Below are 16,791 nucleotides of genomic sequence, written 5' to 3' on the forward strand. Positions count from 1 at the left end.
TCTTTGTTCCTCCTCCGCCCGCGGCTCTGCTGTTGGCGGCTGTTGGCGCGCCTCAGGCGTCGGTTGCCTCTGTGAGGGCCCTTGACTGGGACATCCAGGAGGTGGCCAGGAGGAGGACTCTGGCCAGGAGGTTGACCAGGACCAGGACCGTGACCACTACCGCGAAGGATGCCAGGAGGGCGTTGCGGGCGGCTGCCGTGGTGACGACCTCGGTACCCAGGTAGCGGAGGATGCCCGCGACCACGCCGACGGCGAGGGAGCCGGTCAGCAGGTCTCTCAGGGGGACGTGCATGCCGCCTACGTAGCGGACGACGGCGGCTACCACCGCGGCGTCGAGCGCCAGGGTGACCAGGGCTCCGCCGGCTCGGACGCCGAACGAGACCGCCTGGCCCTCCAGGCCTAGGCTCTCCAGGATCCAGGGGACCGCGGCCGCCACCGCCACGCTCGCGGCCGCCGTGACGAGGACGCCCACGCCGAGCAGCACGAAGCCCAGGAGCTGGCGGAGGCGCTCCGTGATCGGGTTGCCGGCGTTCTCGGTCAGGCCGAACGTCGCGCGGACCGACGTGCGCAGCGCGCCCATGAAGTTCGTGGCGGACCAGAGCAGCACGGCCACCGCGACGACCGACGTCCAGCTGATGCCCGTGGAGAGCACCAGGTCCGACGGCGTCAGGACGCCCCCGCTGCCGGTGTCCACCAGGCCCGGTATCCAGGTGTCCACCTGGGTGAGGACAGCCAGGCGCAGGTCGGCGTTGCCCCCGAGCACCCGGATGAACAGCGTGTAGCCGAGGGTCAGGGCGGCGAACAAGGAGAACAGTGCGGCGTAGGCGATGCCGCCGCAGAGCACCGAACCGTTCGCGAGGTCGTACTGTGCCAGCGTGCGACCGGCACGGGTCGCCTCCCAGCGTTTCCACGCCGCCTGTCCGAGCTCTATCAGCCGCTTCATCGCGACGAGCCTATGCGCAACGGCGCCATACGGGCAGGTCAGGCTCTACCTGTATCGGCTGAGCCTGCGGTTCCGCTCCGGGCGCGTGCCTCGTTCCTCGGCCCACACCCTGCGCGACGCCTCCGGCTCAGCCGAGGGGGAAGGCCGCCTGGGGGCGCCAGATGCCGTCGTCGCCGTGCTCGTACTGGTAGAAGCGGTCGACGTCGAACTCGGCGGAGTAGTCCGCCATCGCCTCGAACGCCTTGTCGAGCGAGGAGTCCGGCACCTCGTGCGCGATGGTCACGTGCGGGTGGTAGTTGAACCGAAGCTCTCCGTCGAGGATGCCGGTCCGTACGCTCGCCTCGAGCAGCTCGCACTCGGAGATCCCCTGCGCCAGCGCCACGAACACGACCGGCGAGACCGGCCGGAACGTCGCCGTACCGCGGAGCTGCACCGTGAACGGCGGCGCCGCGGCGGCCACGGCCGCCAGGTGCTCCCGGGCCTGGTCGAGCTGCTCGACGTCGAGCAGGGTGGGACCCAGGAGCGTGATGTGCGGGGGGATGAAGTGGGCGAGCGGGTCCTCGGCGGCGACCCGCGCCGCGCTCAGCTCGGCGGCGTAGGGCTCCGGGATCTCGATGGCGATCCCGATGCGAATCTGGCCGGGGCCCCGCTCGGGCAGGTTCACCGGATGCCTCGTGCGGGGAGGAGCCCGAACCGTTCGTACATCCGGTCCAGCACCGGGCCCGCGATCGCGCGCGCCCGGTCCGCGCCGTCGGCCAGGACCCGGTCCAGCTCGGCCGGGTCCGCGAGGTAGGTGTCGGCCCGGGCCTGGAACGGCTCGAGGAACGCGACGACGGCGTCGGCCAGGTCCACCTTGAGGTAGCCGTAGCCGCGGCCGTCGTACTCCTTGGCGATCTCGTCGATGTCCCGGTCCGTCACTGCCGAGAAGATCGTCAGCAGGTTCGAGATGCCCGGCTTCTCCACCGGGTCGAACCGCACGCCGTACGACTCGTCGGCGTCGGTCACGGCCGACTTGATGGCCTTGACGGCCTTCTTCGGGTCCTCCAGCAGCCAGACGACGCCCTTGCCGCCCGTGCTGGACTTGCTCATCTTGGCCCTCGGGTCCTGCAGGTCCTGGATCTTCGCGACGGCCTTGACGATGTGCGCGTCCGGCACGACGGCGGTCTCCGCACCGAACCGCGTGTTCAGCCGCTCGGCGAGGTCGCGGGTGAGCTCCAGGTGCTGGCGCTGGTCCTCGCCCACGGGGACGAGCGCGGCGTCGTACAGGAGGATGTCGGCGGCCATCAGCACCGGGTAGGTGAAGAGCCCGACGGTGGTGCCCTCGCTGCCCTGCTTCGCCGACTTGTCCTTGAACTGCGTCATCCGCCCGGCCTCGCCGAACCCGGTCTGGCAGCTCAGGAGCCACGCGAGCTCGGCGTGCGCGGCCACATGGGACTGCACGAACAGGATGGACCGCTCGGGGTCGACGCCACCGGCGAGGTACTGCGCCGCGGTCCGCCGGGTGCGCTCGCGCAGCAACGCCGGGTCGGGGCTCACCGTGAGGGCGTGCAGGTCCACCACGCAGTAGAGCGCGTCGTAGGAGTCCTGCAGCGCGACCCACTGGGACAGCGCCCCGATGTAGTTGCCCAGGTGGAGCGACCCGTCGGTGGGCTGCATCCCGGAGAAGATGCGCTCCCGGGCGGGGCGGTGGGCAGCGGCGCCAGCGCCCGCCGGGCTAGTGGTTTCGGACGACATGGCGAACATTCTGGCAGGTCCATGCGCGCTCACCGAATCGTCAGGTCGCTTCGTCGTCGTACGGCGCCTTCCCGGGTTCCGCGACCGCCCCGGCCGGAGCCGCGGGCGTGCCGTACCGGTCCGCCGCACGCTCCGCGGCCAGCGAGCCGGCGCCCGCCGGCCCCGCGTACGGCGTGTCGTCGAGCAGCGCGTCCCGGACGATCTTGCGCGGGTCGTACTGGCGCGGGTCCAGCTTGGACCAGTCGACGTCGTTGAACTCCGGCCCGAGCTCGTCGTCCACCCGCGCCTTCGCGGTCTGGAGCAGGTCCCGGCCGCGACGCACGAGCGAGCCGAGCTGCTCCGCATAGACGGGCAGCCGTTCCGGGCCGATCACGAGCATCGCGACCACCAGAATGATCACGAGCTCCCAGCCATTGATGCCGAACACGCTCAGAGCCTACTCGCGTCGCGAGACCAGCCGGAGAACGCCAGATGAACCCGGTTCACTGACCGCTCGACCGCTCTTCGAGGACTACGCGGACATCACGCTCGTCGCCGTCGGAACGCACCTCGAGGGTGACCGGATCGCCGGGCGCCTTGGCCCGGATGGCGACGATGAGCTCGTCGGCCACCGACACCGGCCGGCCGTCGATCGAGAGGATCACGTCGCCGGGCTTGAGGCCCGCCTGGTCGGCGGGACCGTCCGGCGTCACGGCGGGCGTGCCCTGCTGGGGCTCCTTGGAGACCTGCACGCCCTCTCCCTGATAGGCCGGGTCGAGCAGCACGCCGATGATCGGGAACGTCGCGGTACCCGTCTCGATCAGCTGCTCGGCGGTGTGCCGCGCCTGGTTGGACGGGATCGCGAAGCCGAGGCCGATGTTGCCGGTGGCCCCTGTCGTGCCCGGCCCCTGCGCGATCGCCGAGTTGATGCCGATGACCTCGCCCGCGGAGTTCACGAGCGGCCCGCCCGAGTTGCCGGGGTTGATGGCGGCGTCGGTCTGGATGGCGTCGATGAACGCGGCCTCGGCGGCCTCGCCCGCCTTCACGGGACGGTGCAGCGCGCTGACGATCCCGGTCGTGACCGTGGCCTCAAGGCCCAGCGGGGAGCCGACGGCGAGGACCGAGTCGCCGACCACCACCTCGTCGGAGTCGCCGAGGACGAGCGGCTCCAGGCCCTTCTCCTTGACGCGGATCACCGCGAGGTCGTAGTCCGGGGTCGCGCCCACGAGCTCGGCGGGCTGCTCGTGGCCGTCCGAGAACGTCACCGTGACGTCCGCGCCGGATGCCGCCTCGGCGACCACGTGGTTGTTGGTGAGGATGTAGCCGTCCGCCTTGAGGATCATGCCCGACCCGGTCGCGACGCCCTGCTGGGCACGCACCTCGATCGAGACCACGCTCGGCAGCGCCGCTGCGGCGATGGCGGCCACCGAACCCTCGGGACGCTCCACCTGGGTGGCACCCGCCGCGGGCTTCGGGAGCGCGGCGTCCGCCGGTCGGGCGGACTCCTGCGACTCCAGCAGCGCGAAGGCGGCAGCGCCACCACCGGCACCCGCGAGCAGACCCAGCGCCACGACGGCGGACACGGCACGCGCGCCGAGCTTGCCGCGCCGGGACCTGGCGCCCTTCGTCGTGGCGTGCGGTTCGGTCCCGTGCGGGGCCTGGTGCGGGTTCTCCTGCGGTGCGTGCTGCGGCGCGTGCGGCTGGCCGGTGCTCGTCCCGCCGGGCGAGGGGGCCGCCACGGTGGTCAGGAACCCCGACGCCGGGAGCTGCTCGGTGGGCTGCTCACCGGGACCCGCAGCCGGCGGTGCCGGGACCGGAAGCTGCTCGGTGACCTGCTCGGGCGCTGTGGGCGGCGCGGGTACGGGTGCGGGATCCGCGGCCGGAGTCCTCGACTCGTTCGCGGAAGGTACTGCTGCACGCGGCGTGGGCGGCGCGAACGGGTTCTCGTCGGTCATGGGCTTTCGATGGCTCCTGTCACGGTGTGCCAGCCGCGGGCGATGCGGGGCAGGACCCCGGCATCGTAGCCATGCTCACCGAAGGACGCCACGAGCTGGGTCAATACTTCATCCGGCGCGTCCGCGACGACGTCGACCACCATGTCCTCCGACTGCCATGCCACGTGGGCGGGCTCCGACGCGAGCACCTGGACTCCCCCGGTGCCGACGGCGCCGTCCTGGGCGAGCTGGCCCGGGCGCTCACGGACCACGGCGTGGCCGGACGGCCCGACGAGGTCGATCTCGAGCGTCTGTCCCTGGTCACCCACGAGCCGCATCGCCGAGACGGTGTACCCCTCGGGCAGCTCGGCGGGCGCGGCCCAGCCGTTGTCCGCCGCCCAGTCGAGCGCGGCGGGCGTGAGCTGGTCGGGTGCGACGTCGAGCGTCGCGAGCACGTCCTGGCCGGCCGCCGCCGTGTCCGGGCCCGTGCGGCCCAGCATGGTCATGCTGGTCTGCGCGGAGAGCTGCGGGGACACCACAGGGACGTCGCCCAGCGTGAACAGGGCGAGCCCCAGGACGCCGACGCCGCCCACCCCGAGCGCGGTGATCCGCGCGGCACGACGGCGCCGCGCCGGACGGTCGACACGGCCGTCGAACCCGGCACCGACGTCGAACGCAGACGTCTGCCACATCGGCACCGACAGCGGGTCGGGGCCGAGGAAGGGCCGGCGCAGCGGGTCGTCGTCGGTGGGCGGGATGCTCGCCTGCAGCGCCATCAGGCGCGCGGTGAGCGCCGGGTCGGGCACCACGTCGGCAGCGGAGGAGAGCGCACGCCGGGCCGCGCGAGCCGAGTCCAGCTCGCGGGCGCACAGACGGCACATCGTCACGTGGGACAGCGCCCGCTCGGTCTCGGCGGGTGAGAGCTGTCCGTCCGCGAGCGCGCTGATCAGGTCCCCGAGGTGGCTCATCGCACGCCCCCGCGCGTGGGCGCCAGGTGCTCCAGTGCGTCGCGGAGCTGGGCGCGTGCCCGGTGGATCCTGGAACGCACCGTCCCGAGCTTGACGCCGAGCGTCACGGCGATCTCCTCGTAGCTCAGGCCCTCGATGTCGCACAGCACGACGGCGGCGCGGTACTCGGGGCGCAGGGCGTCGAGCGCCTTCTGCACGTCCTGGTCCAGGTTGGCGTGCTCGTACCCGCGCTCGGGGCGGCCGAAGTCACCCGTGTCGGCGACGTGACCGTCGTCGTCCCCCATCGCCTCCATGCGGATGCGCTTCTTGCGGCGCGCGCCGTCGAGGAACAGGTTGGTCGTGATGCGGTGCAGCCAGCCCTCGAACGTGCCGGGCGTGTAGCTGGACAGCGAGCGGAACACCCGGATGAAGGTCTCCTGGGTGAGATCCTCGGCGTCCTGCTTGTTGCCGGTCAGCCGGTAGGCCAGCCGATAGACCCGAGCGGAGTGCTCACGGACTATCTCTTCCCAGGTAGGCGGCTGCCATGGCATGTCGACGGCGCCGGCCCCGGAAGGTGCCGACGCGCTCAGGTCCGCTGCGCGAGTGCTCACAGAAGTCATCGTCCTCTCAACGTACGTCAAAGCCCAGGCGTTCCCACGGGCTGTACCCTGACGCCGCACGTGATGTACACAACTGTCCGACTCCAGCGGAGGAAGCCATCAGCACAGCGGAGCCGTCAGGCCACGGCAAGGTCGCGGCATGGGTCTACAGCGAGGCCTTCGTCCCCGAGGACGAGGTGCTCCTGCGCGCCCGCGAACGCGCTTCCGAGCTGGGCTGCCCGGCCGTGCTGCCCGGCGTCGGCGCGGTGCTCCGGGTGCTCGCCGCCGCGACGAGGGCGCATGCCGTGGTGGAGGTGGGCACCGGTGCCGGTGTGGCGGCGCTCTGGCTGCTCCGGGGGATGCCGTACGACGGCCAGCTCACCACCATCGACCGTGAGGTGGAGCACCAGCGGGCGGCGCGGGCGGCGTTCGCCGAGGACGGCGTCGCCCCCCAGCGCACGCGGATCATCCCCGGCCGGCCGGGTGATGTGCTGCCGCGCCTGGCGGACGGCGCCTACGACCTCGTGCTCGTGGCGAGCGACCCGCTCGGCTACCCCGAGTACGTCGAAGAGGCCCTGCGGCTGCTCCGCCCGGGGGGCGTGCTCGCGATCGACGGTGCGCTGCTGCGGGACCGGGTGGCGGATCCTGCCCGCCGCGACGAGCTCACCACAGTGGTGCGCGAGGTGGGCCGGACCCTGCGGAACGACGAGCGGGTGCTGCCTGCCATGCTGCCGAGCGGAGACGGTTTGCTGCTGGCCGTCCGTCGCTGACCCGCCGGGAGGGCCGGTTTCCACGGCGGACGGCCAGCGCGAGGATCAGTTCCTACGAGACGACGGTCTGGAGAGCGTCGCCGAGCTCGCTTGCCTCGGTCGCGTTGAGCTCGACGACGAGCCGACCGCCGCCCTCGAGCGGCACACGCATGACGATGCCGCGCCCCTCCTTGGTGACCTCGAGCGGTCCGTCACCCGTTCGCGGCTTCATCGCAGCCATGTGTGGCTCTCCCATTCCGTTGTCCGGTGTGTAGCAGCATTCATGTTCCCGGCGAACGCCGAGGGCACAGAACCATTCTAGTTCAATTGGCGCCCCTTACTTTCCACGCGCCAATTCGTCGCCCCTCGTCCGATCAGGCCCGGATCAGGCAAGACCGCGCAGCGCGACGGCCGGTGGCGCCTCGTCCCGGACCGCCGCCACGAGGTCGAGAACACGTCGTGTGGCGACCACGTCGTGGGTGCGGAAGACGCGGGCTCCGAGCCATGCCGCCACCGCCGTCGCGCCCAGCGTCCCCTCCAGCCGTTCCTCGGGCGGGAGGTCGAGCGTCTCCCCCACGAAGTCCTTGCGGGAGAGCGCCATCAGCAACGGGAAGCCGAGCCCCGCCAGCACGCCGGTGCGGCGCAGGAGGTGCAGGGAGTGCCAGGTGTTCTTGCCGAAGTCGTGGGTCGGGTCGACGAGGACCGACCCGCGCGGGACCCCGCACTCCACGGCCCGCTCGGCGGCGGCGCGGAGGGTGGTCACGACGTCGGCCAGCAGGCCGTCCCGCCCGTCACCCCCCGACGTGTCAGACGCGTGGGTCACCGCAGTGACCTGTGCGTCTGACAGGTCGGGGTATTCGACGCGGTACGGGTCCGAGCGCGGCGTCGCCCCGCCCGTGTGGGAGCAGACGACGCCGACGCCGGCTGCTCCCGCCACCTCCACCAGGGCCGGATCGTGCCCGGCCCAGGTGTCGTTGATCAGGTCGGCGCCGACGTCGATCGCCGCGCGGGCCACGCCCGCACGCCAGGTGTCGACGGAGACGAGCAGGTCGGGCACCGCGCGGCGGACCGCCGCCACGAACGGGACGACGCGGCGGATCTCCTCGGCCTCGTCGACCGGCGACCCGTGGCCGGCCCGGACACCGCCGACGTCGAGGATCTCCGCGCCGTCCTCGTACGCGCGCTCCGCCGCGGCCAGCGCGGCGGCGTCGTCGGGCAGCCGGGCAGGGGCGTAGAACGAGTCGGTGGTGCGGTTCAGGACCGCCATCACGACGGGACGCACGGCGCGCCCGTCGCGCCCCACCTCGCGTCCGCGCAGCACCAGCGGCGCGGACCCGCGCGGAACCGCCGCGGCGGGGACGTCGGGACCGTCCACCTATGCGCCGCCCACGGTGCTCGGCAGGCCGGGGCCCTCGAGCGCTGCCTCCTCGGTGGCACGCTCCGCGGCCGCGGCCGCCTGCAGCGCGGCCTGCTCCGCCTCGATCTGGTGCACCCGCTCGACGACGTGCTCCACCGCCTCGGCGGGGTCGTCGGTGAGGTAGATGATGTCGAGGTCGGCCTGGCTGATGGTGCCGTGCGCCAGCGCCGTGGACCGGATCCATTCCAGGAGCCCGCCCCAGTACTCCTTGCCCACCAGGACGAGCGGGAACTGCGTCACCTTGTGCGTCTGAACAAGGGTGACTGCCTCGAACAGCTCGTCGAAGGTGCCGAATCCCCCGGGCATCACGATGAATCCCTGCGCGTACTTCAGGAACATCGTCTTTCGCGCGAAGAAGTACCGGAAGTTGATGCCCAGATTCACGTACTCGTTGACGCCCTGTTCGAAGGGCAGCTCGATACCCAGACCCACGGATGTGCCACCCGCTTCGGCGGCACCCTTGTTCGCGGCCTCCATCACGCCGGGTCCACCACCCGTGATGACGGCGTACCCGGCCTCCACGAGCAACCTGCCCACGGTCTCCCCGGCGAGGTAGTCCTCGTGATCCGGCTTGGTGCGCGCCGAACCGAACACCGACACCGCCGGGCCGAGCTCCGCGAGCGCGCCGAAGCCCTCGACGAACTCGCTCTGGATGCGCATCACGCGCCACGGGTCGCCGTGCAGCCAGTCGCTGCCCTGGTCGGAGGCCAGGAGCCGCTGGTCCGTGGTGGTCTGCGGGATCTGGTTCCCGCGGAGCAGTACCGGGCCGCGGCGGTAACCGCGGCCGGACTGTGGAATGCCGTCGTCGCTCATGCGCCCAAACTATCCGCCGAGCAGCCAGGCTCGCAGCGCGTCCCTGCACTGCGCGAGCTGCGCCACCGGAAGGTGCTCGTCGTCCTTGTGCGCGAGCAGGGGGTCGCCAGGGCCGAAGTTGACCGCCGGGACGCCCAGCTCGGAGAACCTGGCGACGTCGGTCCACCCGTACTTCGGCGCCGGAACACCGCCGGTCGTGGCGAGCACCGACCGCACGAACTCGGCGGCCAGCGGGTCGTCGAGGCCCGGGCGCGCGCCGCCGGCGGCGTCGGTCACGACCACGTCGAAGCCCTCGAACACCTCCCTCAGGTGGGCCTCGGCCTCCTCGACGGAACGTGACGGCGCGAAGCGGTAGTTCACCTCGACCACGCACGCGTCGGGGATCACGTTGCCCGCGATGCCGCCCTCGATCCGCACCGCGTTGAGGCCCTCGCGGTAGACGAGGCCGTCGACCTCCACCTCGCGCGGCTCGTAGGCGGCGAGCCGGGCCAGCGCCGGGGCCACGGCGTGTATCGCGTTCTCGCCGGTCCAGGCCCGCGCCGAGTGCGCGGCGACGCCGCGGGTGCGCAGCTCGATACGCATCGTGCCGTTGCATCCGCCCTCGATCCCGGCGTCGGTCGGCTCACCGAGGATCGCGAAGTCGCCCCGCAGGAGCTCCGGGTGGTTGCGCGCGAGGCGGCCCAGGCCGTTCAGCGCCGAGTCGACCTCCTCGTGGTCGTAGAAGATCCACGTGAGGTCGTGCGCCGGCTCGCTGCCCGGCGCCCCCAGCTCGACCGCCAGCGCGAGCGCCACGGCCACCCCGCCCAGCATGTCGACGGTCCCCCGCCCCCACAGCACGGCGTCGTCCCCCGCACCCACCAGGCGCGTGGGCAGGTTGTCCGCGATCGGCACGGTGTCGATGTGCCCGGCCACGACGACGCGCCGGTCCCGGCCCAGGTTCGTCCGTGCGACCAGGGCATCGCCGTCGCGCAGCACCTCGAGGTGCGCACAGCCGCGCAGCAGAGCCTCTATCGCGTCCGCGAGGGCCGTCTCGTCCCCGCTGACGGACGGGATGTCGCAGATGGCCCTGGTCAGGGCGACGAGGTCGGACTTCTTACCGGTCGGGTTGCCCGTCGGGTCGAGCAGAGCAGGGTCGATCACGTTGTCCACAGGCCCAACCCTAGGTGCTGGTCAGGGCCGTTAGGCTGAAGCCATGACGACCGCATGGGGTTTCGGCCTTGCCACGATCGCCGACGACGGCACCACCCTCGACACCTGGTACCCGGAGCCCGCCCTCGGCGAGGCACCCGCCGGCGCCACCGCGCCCGAGGCCCTCACGGCGCTCGTCGGCACGGACGAGACCCGTCGCGTGCGGCTCGAGGTCGTGAGCACGCAGATCGACCTCGCGGACCCGCCCAAGGACACCTCCGACGCCTACCTGCGGCTCCACCTGCTCTCGGCGCGGGTCGTGCGCCCGCACGGGCTCAACCTGGACGGCATCTTCGGCGTGCTGACGAACGTCGTCTGGACCAGCGCCGGCCCGTGCGCCGTCGAGGGCTTCGAGGAGACCCGCCTGCGTCTGCGCGCCCGCGGCCACGTCACGGTGTTCGGCGTCGACAAGTTCCCGCGCATGGTCGACTACCTGGTCCCGTCGGGCGTCCGTATCGCCGACGCCGACCGGGTCCGCCTCGGCGCCTACCTCGCCCCGGGCACCACCGTGATGCACGAGGGCTTCGTGAACTACAACGCCGGCACCCTCGGCTCGTCGATGGTCGAGGGCCGCATCTCGGCCGGCGTCACCGTCGGAGACGGTTCGGACGTCGGCGGCGGCGCCTCGATCATGGGCACCCTGTCCGGCGGGGGCAAGGAAGTCGTCTCGCTCGGCGAGCGGTGCCTCCTGGGCGCCAACGCTGGCCTCGGTATCCCGCTCGGGGACGACTGCGTCGTCGAGGCGGGCCTGTACCTCACGGCGGGGAGCAAGGTCACCGTGCTGGGCGCCGCCGTCGACCCGACCGGTGACGGCACCGCCGCGGTCAAGGCGCGCGACCTCGCGGGCCGCAGCAACCTCCTGTTCCGGCGGAACTCCACGAACGGCGCCGTCGAGGTCCTCGACCGGACGGGTGTCGGGATCGAGCTCAACGAGGCTCTGCACGCCAACTGACCTGCAACTCTGACCAGCACGGACAACAGGGAGCACGCATGGCACTCCTGGCCGAGGCCGGTCCACCGGCCCCGCCGCCCGTAGACGGTCCGCGGTCGCACCGGCCGCTGAGACGCGCCCTCAAGTACGTCCTGGCCGTCGGGTCGGTGTGCGCCGTCGCGACGGTGGGCGTGGTCGTGGGGCTGAACAGCCTGACCGGCGCCGGTCCGGTCACCGAACGGTGCGCCGCAAAGCTGAACGGCTCGGACTGGTACCTGTCGCCCGACCAGGCGGACAACGCGGCGCTCGTGGCCGGCACCTCCGTCGCCCGCGGGCTGCCCGCACGGGCGGCGACGATCGGGCTGGCCACCGCGCTGCAGGAGTCGAAGCTCATCAACATCGACTACGGCGACCGCGACTCGGTGGGCCTCTTCCAGCAGCGCCCCTCGCAGCAGTGGGGCACCGTCGAGGAGATCATGGACCCCGTGTACTCGACCAACGCGTTCTACGACGTGCTGGTGGAGGTCGACGGGTACAAGGACATGGCGGTGACGGAGGCCGCGCAGACCGTGCAGCGCTCGGCGTACCCGGACGCTTACGCCCAGCACGAGACGCGGTCGCGCGCCTGGGCGTCGGCCCTCACCGGCAACTCCCCCGGGGCCCTGTCGTGCGAGCTGGGTCCGGTCGCCGAGAGCGACCAGCTCGCGCCCGACGCCGCCCGCGACGTGGTCGCGGGGCGCCTGGGCCGCGACCTGGGGCTCGCTCCCGCGACCGGCGCCGCGGACCCGAACCGGCAGGACCCGGCGTCCTCCACGGTGACCGTGGACGCGACGCCGCTCACGCCGGACGACCCCCAGCGCGGCGGCTGGGCGACCGGCCAGTGGGCCGTCGCGACGGCCCATGCCACGCGGGCCGTCGAGGTGCACGTGGCCGACCGCGTGTGGCTCCGCGAGGAGGCCGCCTGGGTGGGCGCCGAGACCCGGCTCGCCCCGGGCGAGGTCCGCATCACGGTGGACACTGCCGAGTAGCCGGCCCCGCCGAGATAGAACCAGGGCGAGACAGAACTCTGGCGAAGTAGAACCAGGGCGAAGTAGAACTCTGGCGAGATAGAACTGCAGCGAAGTAGAACCAACCTCGGTTCTACTTCGCTGCAGTTCTATCTCGGCGGGTCAGCTGCTGCTGTCGCCGCCGCCGGCCGCCATGAAGCCGCCGAAACCGGAGGAGTTGCCGCCCTCGTCCTGCCGCGGCCGGGGACGCTCGTAGTCCTCGTCCACGTGCAGCTCCGCGACCTCGTCGCCGAGCTTGTTCAGCAGCGCGTGCCGCGCCTCGCGGCGACGGCGCTGCTCCAGCGGCTCCGGCACGGGCGCCGCCGCGATCAGGCGCTGCGTGTACTCCTCGCGGGGGTGGTGCAGCACCTCGTCGCGCGGACCCTGCTCCACGATCTTGCCGTTCTGCAGCACCACCACGCGGTGGGCGAGCAGGTCGATCACCGCGAGGTCGTGGCTCACGAAGAGGCAGGCGAACTTGTACCGCTCCTGCAGCGCCGTGAACATCTTCAGCACGTTGGCCTGCACGGACACGTCGAGGGCCGACGTCGGCTCGTCCGCGACCAGCAGCTCCGGGTCGAGCGTGAGCGCGCGGGCGATGCTCACGCGCTGGCGCTGGCCGCCCGAGAGCTCGTGCGGGTAGCGGTTGTAGACGCTGCGGGGCAGCTCGACGGCGTCGAGCAGCTCCAGCACGCGGCGGCGCCGCGACTTGTCGTCGCCCTCCTTGTGCACCACGAGCGGCTCCGCGATCACGTCGCCGATCGGCAGGCGCGGGTTCAGGGACGACGCCGGGTCCTGGAACACGACGCCGATGCGGCGGCGCAGGGCCTTGAGCTCCTTGCCCCGCGTCCTCGTGAAGTCGCTGCCGAGGATCGAGACCGAGCCGGACGCGGCGGGGATCAGCCCGAGCGCGCACTTGGCGATGGTGGACTTGCCGGAACCCGACTCGCCCACCAGCCCGACGATCTCGCCCTGCGCCACGGTCAGCGACACGTCGTCGACCGCCCGGAAGGTGGGCTTGCCCAGCCGGCGGTACTCGATGACCAGGTTGCCCAGGTCGAGCGCCGGCAGGTCCTCCGGAGCCGCCGCCACCGGGGCGACGTCACCGAACTGGCCCGGCCCGGACCCCAGGTGGGGCACGGCGGCCAGCAGGCGCTTCGTGTACTCGTGGCGGGGGTGGTTGAGCACCTGGTCGGCGGTGCCGGTCTCCACGAGATCGCCCTTGAGCATGACGGCGACGCGGTCCGCCATGTCCGCCACGACACCCATGTTGTGGGTGATCAGCAGGATGCCGGTGTCCAGCTTGTCCTTGAGCGAGCGCAGCAGATCGAGGATGTCGGCCTGCACGGTCACGTCGAGGGCCGTGGTGGGCTCGTCGGCGATGATCACCTTGGGGTCGCACGCGATGGCCATGGCGATGACCACGCGCTGACGCTGACCGCCGGACAGCTCGTGCGGGTACTGCTTGAGCCGGCGCTCCGGCTCGGGGATGCCGACCATGGCGAGCAGCTCCGCGGCACGCGCCATGGCCTGCTTGCCGAACGCGATGCCGTGCAGCTGGAGGCCTTCGGTGAGCTGGTCGCCGATGGTGAGCACGGGGTTCAGCGCGGTCATGGGCTCCTGGAAGACCATGGCCACGTCGTTGCCGCGCATGTCACGCAGCCCCCGGCCGTCGAGGCCGCCCACCACCTTGTCGCCCACGCGGATGGTGCCGCTGACCCGCGCGTTGCTGGGCAGCAGGCCCAGCGCCGTCATCGAGGTGACGGACTTGCCCGAGCCGGACTCGCCCACGAGCGCCACGACCTCGCCGGGGCGCACCTCCAGGTCGATCCCCTTGACCGCGTGCACGTCGCCGAACTCCGTCTTGAACGTGACGCTGAGGCCCTCGAAGGAGAGGACGGCGTCGCCGGCCGCCGCGACGGGACCGGGCGCGCTGATGTCGAGAGTTGTCATGCTCAGTCCTTGGTCCGGTTCTGGCGGGGGTCGAACGCGTCGCGCAGGCCGTCGCCGATGAAGTTCACGCACAGGGCGATGGTCAGGATCATCAGGCCGGGCCACCAGAACAGCCAGGGCCGGGTGGCGAAGGCGGACTGGTACTCGTCGATCAGCGTGCCGAGTGACGTGTCGGGCGCCTGCACACCGAAGCCGAGGTAGCTGAGCGCGGTCTCGAGCAGGATGGCCCCGGCGATCGCCAGCGTCGCGGACACGATGATCACGCCCACCGAGTTGGGCAGCACGTGCCGGGTGATGATGCGCCACGAGCTCGTGCCGACCGCCCGGGCGGCGACCACGAAGTCGCGCTCGCGCAGCGACAGCACCTCGCCGCGAACCAGGCGGGCAAGGCCGGTCCAGGTGATCAGGCCGAGCACGAGGGCGAGACCCCAGATCCCCCAGCCCGCCGCGGTCTTGCCGAGCACGGCCGCGACCACCAGCAGCGGGATGACGATGAAGACGTCGGTGAGCCGCATGAGGACCGACTCGACCCAGCCGCGGTAGAAGCCGGCCAGCGCCCCGACCAGCGTGCCCACGATGGTGGAGATGATGCCGACGGAGAACGCGATGATCAGCGAGAACTGCGTGCCGCGCATCACGAGGGCGAAGTAGTCCTTGCCGCCCGTGTCCTGGCCGAACGGGTAGGCCCAGGTGGGCGCGCCGTCGCCGATCTTGTCGTACTGGAGCGTGTAGTCCTTGGGCCACCAGCCCGGGATGGGGCCGGTGCCGATGGACGTGAACGCCACGACGATGATGAGGCCGAGCACGATCATCGAGGTGAGCGCGGCCTTGTGCCGGAAGAAGCGGCGTGCCACGAGCTGGCCCTGGCTGTAGGACTTGTCCTCGCCGGGCAGCGGGCCGGCCGAGCCGCCGGCCGCGAGGCCGACCGCGTCGGTGCCGGTCGCCGAGATCTGGGGCTCGTAGTCCTCGCCGCCGGGGGTGCTGTTCCTGATGTCACTCATGTCTGTGTCTCCTGCCGTGACCCGCGCTCAGCGCCGGATCCGAGGGTCGAGGGCTGCGTAGGCCAGGTCTGCCACCAGGTTCATCAGCACGGCGGCAACACCCGTGACGAGGAAGAAGGCCATGACCGGCGCGGGGTCGACGGCGTTCAGTCCGTCCTGGAACAGCGCACCCATGCCCTTCCAGCCGAACACCTGCTCGGTGATGATCGCGCCGCCGATGAGGCCCGCGAAGTCGAACGCGACGATCGTCGTGATCGGGATCAGCGCGTTGCGGAACGCGTGCTTGACGATGACCTCGCGCTCGGACAGGCCCTTCGACCGCGCGGTGCGCACGTAGTCCTGGTTCATCGTCTCGAGCATGGACGACCGCGTGTAGCGGGAGTAGCTCGCCACGGAGACCAGCGTGAGCAGGATGGTCGGCAGCAGGATCTGCGTGCCCATGTCGAGCAGCCGCTCCCAGAACTCGCCGGTGAAGTTCGGCGTCTGGGAGCCGATGGTCGAGATGGGACGCGACTTGAGGCTCAGGAAGCTGGCCCAGTGCGAGATGAGGATGTCGGCCACGACCATGATGCTGGTGATCGTGCCCGTGATGCCGGCGACGAGCATCGCCTGCTTGCGGGCGTAACCGCCCCAGGCGGCGCCGATCGCCACCGAGACCACCAGGGTGACCACGAACAGCCCGATGAGCAGCGGCCACGACGGGGCCAGCAGCAGCGGGGCGAGCGCGAAGTAGGCGATCACGCCGACGACGGCGGTGGTGAGCGCCGCGTAGAGCGCCCGCCGGTTGCGGAGCCCGGCGACCAGGGCCGTGACCAGCACACCCGCGGCGGCCGAGACCAGCAGCACACCACCAGCCCCGAACATCGGCTGGCGCCACCAGTCGAGCGCGTTGAAGACGAAGAGCAGCACCGTGACGAACGCGAACACCGTCGCGGCAGTGACGAGCCGGCGCTTCCTGGACCCGCCGAGCACTGCCTGGAGCACGAACGCCGCCACTATCGCGGCGATCACTATGGTCCATGGCGCGTACTGCCCCACCGCCATCCAGTTGTTGTACTGGATCGCCGCGTACTCCTTCAGCAGGGTCGCGGCCCAGAACACGGGCAGCGAGAAGAAGAGGAACGCGCTGAACGTGATCGTGTAGTCGAAGCCGGAGTACTGACGGATCGCGGTGAGGATACCGAGCGCGACACCGACGACTATGGCGAGCAGCGTGGCGAGGGTGACGAGCCGCAGCGTCGAGGACGCCGCCTGCTGGGTGAGGCCCAGCACGTCGACGCCGTTGACGTTGACGCCGAGGTCGCACTTGCCGGTGAAGCACCCGCCGACGCCGGTCAGCCAGTCCCAGTACCGCTCCCAGGGCGAGTCGTTGAGACGCATCCGCTCGGTGCGCTCGGCGATGAGCTGCGCGCGGTTCTGGTTGTTCGACTCCCGGAGATCCTTGAGGGGGTCGCCCGAGTTGATGGTCAGGAAGAACATGAGCATTGAGGCGCCGAGCAGGACGAGCGCCGAGACGCCGATGCGTCGGAGGATGAACTTGAGCACGGGGTGGCCCTT

General features: G+C 71.5%; 17 protein-coding genes. 3 read left to right on the top strand and 14 right to left on the bottom strand.

The features are described 5' to 3' along the window. Positions 1 to 52: 52 nt before the first annotated feature. The 7 genes from ACNYC2_RS22135 to sigE form a co-directional block, all read right to left on the bottom strand. The gene (locus ACNYC2_RS22135; RefSeq protein WP_419703853.1) at positions 53 to 943 is read right to left on the bottom strand and encodes a YihY/virulence factor BrkB family protein; all 891 of its coding nucleotides are present in this window, start codon (positions 941 to 943) and stop codon (positions 53 to 55) included. A 127-nt stretch (positions 944 to 1,070) separates the two neighbouring features. Next, entirely contained in the window at positions 1,071 to 1,607 is a 537-nt protein-coding gene (locus ACNYC2_RS22140; RefSeq protein WP_419703854.1) for a 2'-5' RNA ligase family protein, read from the bottom strand. After that, entirely contained in the window at positions 1,604 to 2,677 is a 1,074-nt protein-coding gene (gene trpS / locus ACNYC2_RS22145) for a tryptophan--tRNA ligase (RefSeq protein ID WP_419703855.1), read from the bottom strand. The genes ACNYC2_RS22140 and trpS overlap by 4 nt, the downstream gene beginning before the upstream one ends. A 40-nt stretch (positions 2,678 to 2,717) precedes the next feature. Then, entirely contained in the window at positions 2,718 to 3,104 is a 387-nt protein-coding gene (locus tag ACNYC2_RS22150) for a twin-arginine translocase TatA/TatE family subunit (RefSeq protein WP_419703856.1), read from the bottom strand. Positions 3,105 to 3,159: 55 nt separating this feature from the next. Next, on the bottom strand, positions 3,160 to 4,611 hold the full coding sequence (locus ACNYC2_RS22155) for a S1C family serine protease (protein ID WP_419703857.1): 1,452 nt from the start codon (positions 4,609 to 4,611) through the stop codon (positions 3,160 to 3,162). Next, a complete protein-coding gene (locus ACNYC2_RS22160) occupies positions 4,608 to 5,558 on the bottom strand; it encodes a zf-HC2 domain-containing protein (RefSeq protein ID WP_419703858.1) in 951 nt (316 codons plus the stop codon). The genes ACNYC2_RS22155 and ACNYC2_RS22160 overlap by 4 nt, the downstream gene beginning before the upstream one ends. Beyond that, complete coding sequence (sigE, locus tag ACNYC2_RS22165) at positions 5,555 to 6,088, bottom strand: RNA polymerase sigma factor SigE (protein WP_377139156.1); 534 nt, start codon at positions 6,086 to 6,088, stop codon at positions 5,555 to 5,557. Before sigE ends, ACNYC2_RS22160 begins: the two co-directional genes overlap by 4 nt. Positions 6,089 to 6,333: 245 nt before the next feature. Here sigE and ACNYC2_RS22170 point away from each other — a divergent pair, with 245 nt between their 5' ends. Further along, on the top strand, positions 6,334 to 6,906 hold the full coding sequence (locus tag ACNYC2_RS22170; RefSeq protein ID WP_357445173.1) for an O-methyltransferase: 573 nt from the start codon (positions 6,334 to 6,336) through the stop codon (positions 6,904 to 6,906). Between the two features lie 52 nt (positions 6,907 to 6,958). On the opposite strand, the gene ACNYC2_RS22175 is transcribed toward ACNYC2_RS22170, so the two are convergent. The 4 genes from ACNYC2_RS22175 to dapE form a co-directional block, all read right to left on the bottom strand. Then, positions 6,959 to 7,126, bottom strand: coding sequence for a DUF3117 domain-containing protein (locus tag ACNYC2_RS22175; RefSeq protein ID WP_419703859.1), 168 nt, complete (start codon positions 7,124 to 7,126; stop codon positions 6,959 to 6,961). A 144-nt stretch (positions 7,127 to 7,270) separates the two neighbouring features. After that, positions 7,271 to 8,260 (bottom strand): dihydropteroate synthase, encoded by a 990-nt coding sequence (locus ACNYC2_RS22180; protein WP_419703860.1) that lies wholly within the window; start codon positions 8,258 to 8,260, stop codon positions 7,271 to 7,273. Continuing rightward, positions 8,261 to 9,115, bottom strand: coding sequence for a TIGR00730 family Rossman fold protein (locus ACNYC2_RS22185; protein ID WP_419703861.1), 855 nt, complete (start codon positions 9,113 to 9,115; stop codon positions 8,261 to 8,263). A 9-nt stretch (positions 9,116 to 9,124) separates the two neighbouring features. Then, positions 9,125 to 10,264 carry a succinyl-diaminopimelate desuccinylase gene (gene dapE, locus ACNYC2_RS22190; RefSeq protein WP_419703862.1) on the bottom strand — a complete coding sequence of 380 codons (1,140 nt, stop codon included), beginning with the start codon at positions 10,262 to 10,264 and terminating at the stop codon, positions 9,125 to 9,127. Between the two features lie 43 nt (positions 10,265 to 10,307). Between dapE and dapD the strand changes: the two genes are divergently transcribed. Both dapD and ACNYC2_RS22200 read left to right on the top strand, forming a co-directional pair. Continuing rightward, complete coding sequence (dapD, locus tag ACNYC2_RS22195; protein WP_419703863.1) at positions 10,308 to 11,255, top strand: 2,3,4,5-tetrahydropyridine-2,6-dicarboxylate N-succinyltransferase; 948 nt, start codon at positions 10,308 to 10,310, stop codon at positions 11,253 to 11,255. A 38-nt stretch (positions 11,256 to 11,293) separates the two neighbouring features. Continuing rightward, a complete protein-coding gene (locus ACNYC2_RS22200) occupies positions 11,294 to 12,262 on the top strand; it encodes a hypothetical protein (protein ID WP_419703864.1) in 969 nt (322 codons plus the stop codon). A 141-nt stretch (positions 12,263 to 12,403) separates the two neighbouring features. Here the strand turns inward: ACNYC2_RS22200 and ACNYC2_RS22205 are convergent, their stop codons facing one another. Genes ACNYC2_RS22205 through ACNYC2_RS22215 form a run of 3 tightly spaced genes read right to left on the bottom strand, consistent with a single transcriptional unit; the run spans position 12,404 to position 16,779 of the window. After that, on the bottom strand, positions 12,404 to 14,233 hold the full coding sequence (locus tag ACNYC2_RS22205) for an ABC transporter ATP-binding protein (protein WP_419703865.1): 1,830 nt from the start codon (positions 14,231 to 14,233) through the stop codon (positions 12,404 to 12,406). A gap of 2 nt (positions 14,234 to 14,235) precedes the next feature. Next, on the bottom strand, positions 14,236 to 15,234 hold the full coding sequence (locus ACNYC2_RS22210) for an ABC transporter permease (RefSeq protein ID WP_419703866.1): 999 nt from the start codon (positions 15,232 to 15,234) through the stop codon (positions 14,236 to 14,238). A 27-nt stretch (positions 15,235 to 15,261) separates the two neighbouring features. Further along, complete coding sequence (locus tag ACNYC2_RS22215) at positions 15,262 to 16,779, bottom strand: ABC transporter permease subunit (RefSeq protein ID WP_419703867.1); 1,518 nt, start codon at positions 16,777 to 16,779, stop codon at positions 15,262 to 15,264. Positions 16,780 to 16,791 lie beyond the last annotated feature (12 nt).

Source organism: Promicromonospora sp. NFX87, from assembly GCF_048564965.1.
Lineage (GTDB): Bacteria > Actinomycetota > Actinomycetes > Actinomycetales > Cellulomonadaceae > Promicromonospora.

Bases quoted from the DNA above. Each gene is read 5' to 3' on its own strand.
- ACNYC2_RS22185 (WP_419703861.1), bottom strand. From the start codon at position 9,115: ATGAGCGACGACGGCATTCCACAGTCCGGCCGCGGTTACCGCCGCGGC.
- ACNYC2_RS22135 (WP_419703853.1), bottom strand. From the start codon at position 943: ATGAAGCGGCTGATAGAGCTCGGACAGGCGGCGTGGAAACGCTGGGAG.
- ACNYC2_RS22210 (WP_419703866.1), bottom strand. From the start codon at position 15,234: ATGAGTGACATCAGGAACAGCACCCCCGGCGGCGAGGACTACGAGCCC.
- ACNYC2_RS22155 (WP_419703857.1), bottom strand. From the start codon at position 4,611: ATGACCGACGAGAACCCGTTCGCGCCGCCCACGCCGCGTGCAGCAGTA.
- trpS (WP_419703855.1), bottom strand. From the start codon at position 2,677: ATGTCGTCCGAAACCACTAGCCCGGCGGGCGCTGGCGCCGCTGCCCAC.
- ACNYC2_RS22205 (WP_419703865.1), bottom strand. From the start codon at position 14,233: ATGACAACTCTCGACATCAGCGCGCCCGGTCCCGTCGCGGCGGCCGGC.
- sigE (WP_377139156.1), bottom strand. From the start codon at position 6,088: ATGCCATGGCAGCCGCCTACCTGGGAAGAGATAGTCCGTGAGCACTCC.
- ACNYC2_RS22175 (WP_419703859.1), bottom strand. From the start codon at position 7,126: ATGGCTGCGATGAAGCCGCGAACGGGTGACGGACCGCTCGAGGTCACC.
- ACNYC2_RS22200 (WP_419703864.1), top strand. From the start codon at position 11,294: ATGGCACTCCTGGCCGAGGCCGGTCCACCGGCCCCGCCGCCCGTAGAC.
- ACNYC2_RS22160 (WP_419703858.1), bottom strand. From the start codon at position 5,558: ATGAGCCACCTCGGGGACCTGATCAGCGCGCTCGCGGACGGACAGCTC.
- dapD (WP_419703863.1), top strand. From the start codon at position 10,308: ATGACGACCGCATGGGGTTTCGGCCTTGCCACGATCGCCGACGACGGC.